Origin of the sequence: Aeromicrobium sp. (genome assembly GCF_036676885.1) — a bacterium.
In the GTDB taxonomy this organism is placed as follows: Bacteria; Actinomycetota; Actinomycetes; order Propionibacteriales; family Nocardioidaceae; genus Aeromicrobium.
Genome location: NZ_JAKFCB010000366.1, coordinates 1 through 6,801, shown reverse-complemented (window position 1 = coordinate 6,801; position 6,801 = coordinate 1). Strand labels below are relative to the sequence as shown.

The 6,801-nt window shown below is 68.3% G+C and carries 8 protein-coding genes; 3 read left to right on the top strand and 5 right to left on the bottom strand.

Annotated features, from left to right (window positions below; genetic code table 11):
• Nucleotides 1-765 (top strand): sigma-70 family RNA polymerase sigma factor (locus V6M46_RS17345; RefSeq protein WP_332667373.1); only part of this gene is annotated, 765 nt, incomplete at its 5' end.
• Here the strand turns inward: V6M46_RS17345 and coaE are convergent.
• A complete protein-coding gene (gene coaE / locus V6M46_RS17340) occupies nucleotides 762-1,364 on the bottom strand; it encodes a dephospho-CoA kinase (RefSeq protein WP_332667370.1) in 603 nt (200 codons plus the stop codon). The two genes, V6M46_RS17345 and coaE, sit on opposite strands and share 4 nt — an antisense overlap.
• 7 nt (nucleotides 1,365-1,371) lie before the next feature.
• Complete coding sequence (locus tag V6M46_RS17335) at nucleotides 1,372-2,196, bottom strand: SH3 domain-containing protein (protein WP_332667369.1); 825 nt, start codon at nucleotides 2,194-2,196, stop codon at nucleotides 1,372-1,374.
• A 136-nt stretch (nucleotides 2,197-2,332) separates the two neighbouring features.
• Between V6M46_RS17335 and V6M46_RS17330 the strand changes: the two genes are divergently transcribed.
• Complete coding sequence (locus V6M46_RS17330) at nucleotides 2,333-3,643, top strand: class I adenylate-forming enzyme family protein (RefSeq protein ID WP_332667368.1); 1,311 nt, start codon at nucleotides 2,333-2,335, stop codon at nucleotides 3,641-3,643.
• On the opposite strand, the gene V6M46_RS17325 is transcribed toward V6M46_RS17330, so the two are convergent.
• On the bottom strand, nucleotides 3,596-4,639 hold the full coding sequence (locus V6M46_RS17325; RefSeq protein ID WP_332667367.1) for a phosphatase PAP2 family protein: 1,044 nt from the start codon (nucleotides 4,637-4,639) through the stop codon (nucleotides 3,596-3,598). The two genes, V6M46_RS17330 and V6M46_RS17325, sit on opposite strands and share 48 nt — an antisense overlap.
• Nucleotides 4,640-4,685: 46 nt before the next feature.
• On the bottom strand, nucleotides 4,686-5,645 hold the full coding sequence (locus tag V6M46_RS17320) for a GlxA family transcriptional regulator (protein ID WP_332667365.1): 960 nt from the start codon (nucleotides 5,643-5,645) through the stop codon (nucleotides 4,686-4,688).
• Nucleotides 5,646-5,738: 93 nt separating this feature from the next.
• On the opposite strand from V6M46_RS17320, the gene V6M46_RS17315 reads away from it, so the two are divergent.
• Complete coding sequence (locus V6M46_RS17315; RefSeq protein WP_332667361.1) at nucleotides 5,739-5,876, top strand: hypothetical protein; 138 nt, start codon at nucleotides 5,739-5,741, stop codon at nucleotides 5,874-5,876.
• Nucleotides 5,877-5,937: 61 nt separating this feature from the next.
• Here V6M46_RS17315 and V6M46_RS17310 read toward each other — a convergent pair.
• Nucleotides 5,938-6,801, bottom strand: an 864-nt coding sequence (locus V6M46_RS17310) for a S1 RNA-binding domain-containing protein (protein WP_332667359.1), incomplete at its 5' end; no start/stop codon positions are given.

The window sequence follows — 6,801 nt, the reverse complement described above, 5'->3', positions numbered from 1 at the left end:
GGCGCGCCCAAGTCCGCGACCGAGGAAGAGCTGCAGTGGCTCGCCGAAGAGGGCGACCGGGCCGTACAGGAGTTCATCCAGGCCAACCTGCGACTCGTCGTCTCGATCGCCCGCAAGTACGGGCGCTCGGCGATGCCGATGCTCGACCTGGTCCAGGAGGGCAACACGGGCCTGATCCGCGCGGTCGAGAAGTTCGACTACGCCAAGGGGTTCAAGTTCTCGACGTACGCCACGTGGTGGGTACGCCAGGCGATCACCCGCGGCATCGCGCAGCAGGCCCGCGTCGTACGCCTTCCGGTCCACGTCGTCGAGGAGCTCAACCAGGTGACGGCGGCACGCCGCAACCTGGAGCGCCAGCTCGGCTACGATCCGGAGCCCCACGAGATCGCGCTGGAGCTCGGCATGGACGTCGACCGCGTCATCGACCTGATGTCGTGGGGGCGTGACCACGTCAGCCTCGACTCACCGGTCGACGAGGACGGCGACACCTCGCTGGGAGACCTGATCGCCCGCGAGACGCAGCCGGGTCCCGACTTCGCGGTGCTCGACGACGAGTCGCGGCACCTGATCTCGACGCTGGTCGATCACCTCGGCGAGCGTGAGGCCGACATCGTCCGGGCCCGTTACGGCCTGCTCGACGGACGCCAGCAGAAGCTTGCCGACATCGGCAAGCGGCATGGCATCTCGGCCGAGCGCGTACGCCAGCTCGAGCGTGAGGCCCTGGCGACGCTGCGGCGCATCGCTGATCCGGACCTCGCCGCCTAGGCGGAGGTCGCCCTGGACACGAGCTCGTCCCATGTGCCCCCGACGATGAGGGCGAGCTCGTCCAACGGACCGGTGTTGTCGATCACCAGATCGGCGGCACCGGTCCTTTGTTGTCTGGACGCCTGCGCGGCGATCCTCGCCCGGGCCTCGCTCTCGGACATGCCGCGGGTGGCGACCAGACGATCGATCTGGACGTCGACGGGAACATCGACCACGACGACGACGTCGCAGTGCTTCGCGGCGCCCATCTCGACGAGCAGCGGGTTGTCGTGCACGACGATCGCGTCGGCCGCGGCCTCGGCCTCACGGGCGGCGGCGAGCTGCCAGATCGCCGGGTGCGTGATGGCGTTGAGGTCGGCCAGCGCCTCGGGGTCGTTGAACACGATCTCGGCGAGGGCCGGCCGATCGAGAGCTCCGTCGGCGGCGATGACCTCGGACCCGAACCGCTCGGCAATCGCCTGGAGGCCGGGGCTGCCCGGTGCGACCGCCTCACGGGCGAGCACGTCGTAGTCGATCACGACCGCACCGTGGGAAGCCAGCAATGCACTGACGGCGCTCTTGCCCGAGCCGATCCCGCCGGTGAGCCCGACCCTCAGCACGTACGCCCTAGCCTGCGGCGTTGCCGTAGGTCGTGACGTGCACGTGGTCCATGTGGTTGGCGGTGGCGCTGCCACGGTCGGACATGCTGCGCCACGAGTCGGACGTGGAGGGCCGCCAGATCCGCTGGCGCCAGATGAGGTACTCGATGCCGAGCTCGGCGCGGTTCTCCTGCAGGAATGCTGCGATCTCGTTGCCGAGGTCGGAGGAGACCATGATGTCGAGGGCCTGGCCGGTGGCGTGCTCGCCACGGCCGGCGACACCGCCGTAGCGGGTGATCGACGGGAACTTCGCACACACGGCCCGGTGGACCTTGATGGTGTCGGGCTGGAGGCCGCTCTCGACGCCGGAGCCCGAGGGACACGGCTCGGTGCCGAGCGGCATCTCCTTGGCCAGGCTCTTCGCCTCGACCCAGCGCGGCAGGCCCTTGTGGATGATCTGCGCCCAGTCGCCCTTGACGACGCCGGTGATGTCGACCGTGTCGCCTGATTCGACGGTGGCGAGGACCGGGGACGCACCCTTGGCGGCAGCGTGGATCTCGACAGTCGTGACCGCGAAGCGGGTGCCCTTGATCTTGTCCTCGGCGGCTGCCTCGTTGGTCAGCGGCGGGCGCTCGGCGCTACGGCTGACGGCGGGCGACTGCTCGGCCGCCGCAACGGCGAAGACGTCCTGCTTGGGCTGCGCGACGGCTTCGGTCGGGGCCGGGGAGTCGTTCGCGACCACGAGGGCGCCGGCGGCGACGAGGCTCAGGAGACCTGCAGTGGGCAGGATGGCTCGGGACATGCGCAGCTTGCGCGGCGCCTTGCGAGCATGCCTGTGGCGAGAATCTGCCACGGATGGACCACCTAGTGCGTAGACGAAAGTCTGGCTCAGCGTTCGAGTGAAGCATACTTTGTGCATCCGTTCACATTGCAAGCGGACATCCCCGCTGCCCGCAGTGACCGATGTCTCACGATCTGGAAGGTTTCGGGTGCCTGACGTCCTCACCGCCGCCGACAGCGAAACCGCGCAGCGACGGATCGCAGGGAGTCTGCGCGAGCGAGGCCTTCGTGCGGGTGACCGCGTTGTGCTGAGCGTGCCCGGATCCGCCGACTACGTCAGCGTCGTCCTCGGGGCAGCTCGTACGGGCATCGTCCCGGTGCCGCTGGATCCGAGGCTGACGGCGTACGAGCGCGACGCGATCATCGATGACGTCGAGCCCGCCCTCGTGATCGACGATCCGGAGGACCTCGCGGCACTGCTCGGCGGCGAGCCGACGGAGCTCGACGACCGGCCCCGCTGCCGCCCGATGCACTTCACGTCGGGCACCACCGGCCGGCCCAAAGGCGTGTGGTCGGGGCTCCTGACCCCGGAGAACGCCGCGGCACTCGTCGAGGAGGAGCGAGACCTCTGGGGATTCCATCGGGGAGACCGCCACCTGGTCGTGTCCCCGATCTACCACTCGGCACCGTTGCGCTTCGCGACCGGCACGCTGCTGGCCGGCGGCTCGATCGCCGTGCTGCCGGTATTCGAGCCGTACGCGTTCGCCCAGGCGGTGGCCGATCTGCGCCCGACCTCGATGTTCTGCGTGCCCGCACACCTACAGCGGCTGTTCACCTGGCTCGATGAGCACGACTCGACGCTCGACACATCGTCGTTCCGCCTCGTGGCCCATGCCGGTGCGCCGTGCCCGGAACCCCTACGCCGCCGCGCGTACGACACGTTCGGCATCGGCGTCGTGTGGGAGTTCTACGGCTCGACCGAGGGCCAGTTCACGGCATGCCCGGCCCAGGAGTGGCTCGACCACCGCGGGACCGTCGGCCGTGCGAGGCCCGGCCGTGTCGTCACGGCCGACGGCGACGGCCAGCTGTGGTGCGCCGTGCCGGGCTGGGCCCGGTTCGAGTACTGGCATGCTCCCGACAAGACGCGTTCGGTGTGGAAGGAGACGCCCGACGGACCCGCCTTCACGGTCGGCGACCTCGGGCGGGTCGAGGACGGATATGTGTACCTGGACGCACGTCGGGAGGACCTGATCATCACCGGTGGCGTCAACGTCTACCCGGCAGAGGTCGAGGCCGCGCTCGCGGACGCGGCGGGGCTGGTCGACCTCGCGGTGTTCGGCCGCGACGATCCCCGCTGGGGACAGCGAGTCTGCGCGGCATACGTCGGGGACGTCGACGAGGAGACCCTGCGGGCCATCGCGAACGAACGCCTCAGCCCGCCGAAACGCCCCAAGACGTACGAGCGGGTCGCGTCACTGCCTCGCACCGCGACCGGCAAGGTCCGCCGCACCGAGCTCTGACACCTCGACCTCGCGAACCCGGTCGGGAGCCGCGAACCTCTCACCGACCCACGCACCGACGAACCCCAGGAGCAGGCCGGCGATGACGTCGGAGACGTAGTGCCAGCCGAAGTAGACGGTGGCCACGATCGTGACCGCGAGGAACGCCCGCAGCACCCACACGAATGACCGGTGAAGACCGGCACGCTGCGCGACGAGACACGCCGTCGTGGCGATCGCGACGTGGAGAGAGGCGAACGCAGCGATGTTCTGGACCGTGTTGGTGTGCGCCGGATCGGCCAGGACCTGGAGTCGCTCGGTCCACATCGACTGCTGCAACGCCGACGTCATGGTGTCGCTGAGCCGTGCGAAGTCACCCGGTCGGTCGTAGACCGGGCCGAGCGTCGGCAGGGCGTAGTTGAGGGCCACCCCGATGACCCAGTCGACCGAGACCGCGGTGACCCACCACGTGCTGACACGGTCCCGCCGCGCCCAGACCAACGCCACCGCGAGCGAGGCAGGGAGCGCCACGATCCACACGACGTAGAAGAACGACAGCACGTGCGCCGCGATCGTGGTGCCGAGGAGCTCGTGCAGCAGCACCGCCGGTGACTGGCCACCGAACATCGCGAAGTCGATGCGGGACAGCTCCCGGTCGTACAGCTCCTGGTTGGCGAACGGCACGAACCCCTTGAGGTTGCGCACCGACGCGTACGTGACGTACCAGCCGACGAGGCCCACCAGCATGAACCTGAGGTTGGCTGCGGGCCACCGGTCACGCCAGACCTCCGTGACCGCGGGCCGCAGCGCTCGCCATGAATCGGCTCGCATGATGGCGCGTGGGAGCACGTCGAGCACGAGGGCCACCAGCACGATCAGGGGCAGCAACACGAACGTGTGGCCGATCGATCCGTCCGGGTCGTGGAGCCCGAGACCCAGGGACTCCGCCATCGCCAGTGCGGCGATCAGTGTCACCACGGCGAGTGCGGAGCTGAGCTCCAGACCGGACCTGCGCACGGCCAGACTGTATCGACCGGACTGTGCCGGTGTGGGGATTTCGGGGCTAGACGGCTTCATCCACGCAGGTGAACGTCTTGCGATACTGCTGCGGCGTCGTGCCCCGTGCGGTCGAGAAGTGGTGTCTGAGCGTCGCTGCGTTGCCGAAGCCGACGCGTGTGGCGATCTGCTCGACCGACAGCGAGGAGTTCTCGAGCAGCTCCTCGGCGTGCGCGAGTCGCTGGCTGGTGAGCCATTGCAGCGGTGTCGTCCCGGTCTCGTCACGGAAGCGACGCGCGAACGTACGCGGCGACATGTGCGCCTGGGCGGCGAGCTTCTCGACCGACAGCGGCTCGTCGAGGTGATCCGCGGCCCACACCAGCAGCGGCGCCAGCGTGTCGGCCTCGGTCTGGCCCATCGGCGTGCGGATGAACTGGGCCTGGCCACCGTCGCGATGCGGCGGCACGACGATCCGCCGAGCAGTCGTCGTGGCGACCTTCGCGCCGTACATCTGCCGCATCAGGTGCAACGAGGCATCGATACCTGCGGCGGAACCCGCGCCCGTCATGATGTTGTCCTCCTGGACGTAGAGCACATCCGGACGCACGATCGCCTTCGGATACATCTGCGTCATCCGATCGGTGTAGCGCCAGTGGGTCGTGCACTCCCGGCCATCCAGCAGCCCCGCCTCCGCGAGGATGAACGCTGCCGAGCAGTGGGCATAGACCAAGGCCCCCCGTTCATACGTCTCGCGCGCGGCCTCGAGCACCACGGGGTCGAAGTCGAGGAACTCGTGCTTGGGCGAGAAGCAGACGAGGTCGGCGTCCTCGAGCGCGTCCAGACCGTGCTCGACGTGGAGGTCGAATCCGGCCCGGCCCCGCACCCGTCCAGGTCGCGGCGTGCAGACCCGGAAGTCGAACACCGGGTTGTCGTCCTCGGGGTGATAGGGCTCAGCCCACACCTCACATATCGAGCCAAGGCCGAATGGCTCGGCACCGTCCTGCACCACGACCGCAACTGTCTGCATGACCCGAGCATCTCAAACAGTTGGCAGTAAATCAATGCATAGTGGCATTACTGCCACTGGTGGCAGGATCAAGACACGACAAGAATTACTGCCATGTTCCTCTTCCTGATCGCCCTCCTGGTCATCGCCGCCGGGGTCGCACTCACCGTGCTGATCCCGAAAGACGGGTACGGAACCCGTCCCGGTCCTCGCAGCCACGTGGACTCATTCCCGACCAACAGCTTCGTGTGACAGCGCAACGCAAAGAACCCCCGGTCCGTGTGGACCGGGGGTTCTTGCGTCGGGCTGAGTGTTACTCGCCGCCCGTGAGCTTCTCGCGGAGCGCCTGCAGCGCCTCGTCCGAGGCGAGCGAGCCCTCCTGCTGCGGGGCGTCGTCACCGCCCGCGGTGTCCGAGGAGTAGTTGGCCGCTTCGGAAGCCTCGATGCCGGCCTTCTCGGCCTCCTCGATCTGCTTCTTGTGCGCCTCCCAGCGCTCGTGTGCCTCGGCGTACTGCTTCTCCCAGGTGGCGCGGGCCTCGTCGAAGCCTTCCTGCCACTCGCCGGTCTCGGGGTCGAAACCGTCGGGGTAGATGTAGTTGCCCTCGGCGTCGTAGGACGACGTCATGCCGTAGAGCGTCGGGTCGAAGTCATCGCTGACTGCGGCCTCGGTCTCGTTGGCCTGCTTGAGCGACAGCGAGATGCGGCGACGCTCGAGGTCGATGTCGATGATCTTGACCATGACGCTGTCGCCGATCTGGACGACCTGCTCGGGGATCTCGACGTGACGCTCGGCGAGCTCGGAGATGTGCACCAGGCCCTCGATGCCCTCCTCGACGCGGACGAACGCACCGAAGGGGACCAGCTTGGTCGCCTTGCCCGGCACGATCTGGCCGATCTGGTGCGTACGGGCGAAGTGCTGCCAGGGGTCTTCCTGCGTGGCCTTGAGCGACAGTGAGACACGCTCGCGGTCCATGTCGACGTCGAGCACCTCGACGGTGACCTCGTCGCCGACCTGCACGACCTCGTTGGGGTGGTCGATGTGCTTCCAGGACAGCTCGGACACGTGGACGAGTCCGTCGACGCCGCCGAGGTCCACGAACGCACCGAAGTTGACGATCGAGGAGATGACGCCCTTGCGGACCTGCCCCTTCTGGAGCTCGGTGAGGAAGTTCTGGCG

What these genes read in the sequence shown, in the direction of transcription:
- V6M46_RS17315 (WP_332667361.1), top strand. Translation starts at nt 5,739, where the DNA reads ATGTTCCTCTTCCTGATCGCCCTCCTGGTCATCGCCGCCGGGGTCGCA.
- V6M46_RS17320 (WP_332667365.1), bottom strand. Translation starts at nt 5,645, where the DNA reads ATGCAGACAGTTGCGGTCGTGGTGCAGGACGGTGCCGAGCCATTCGGC.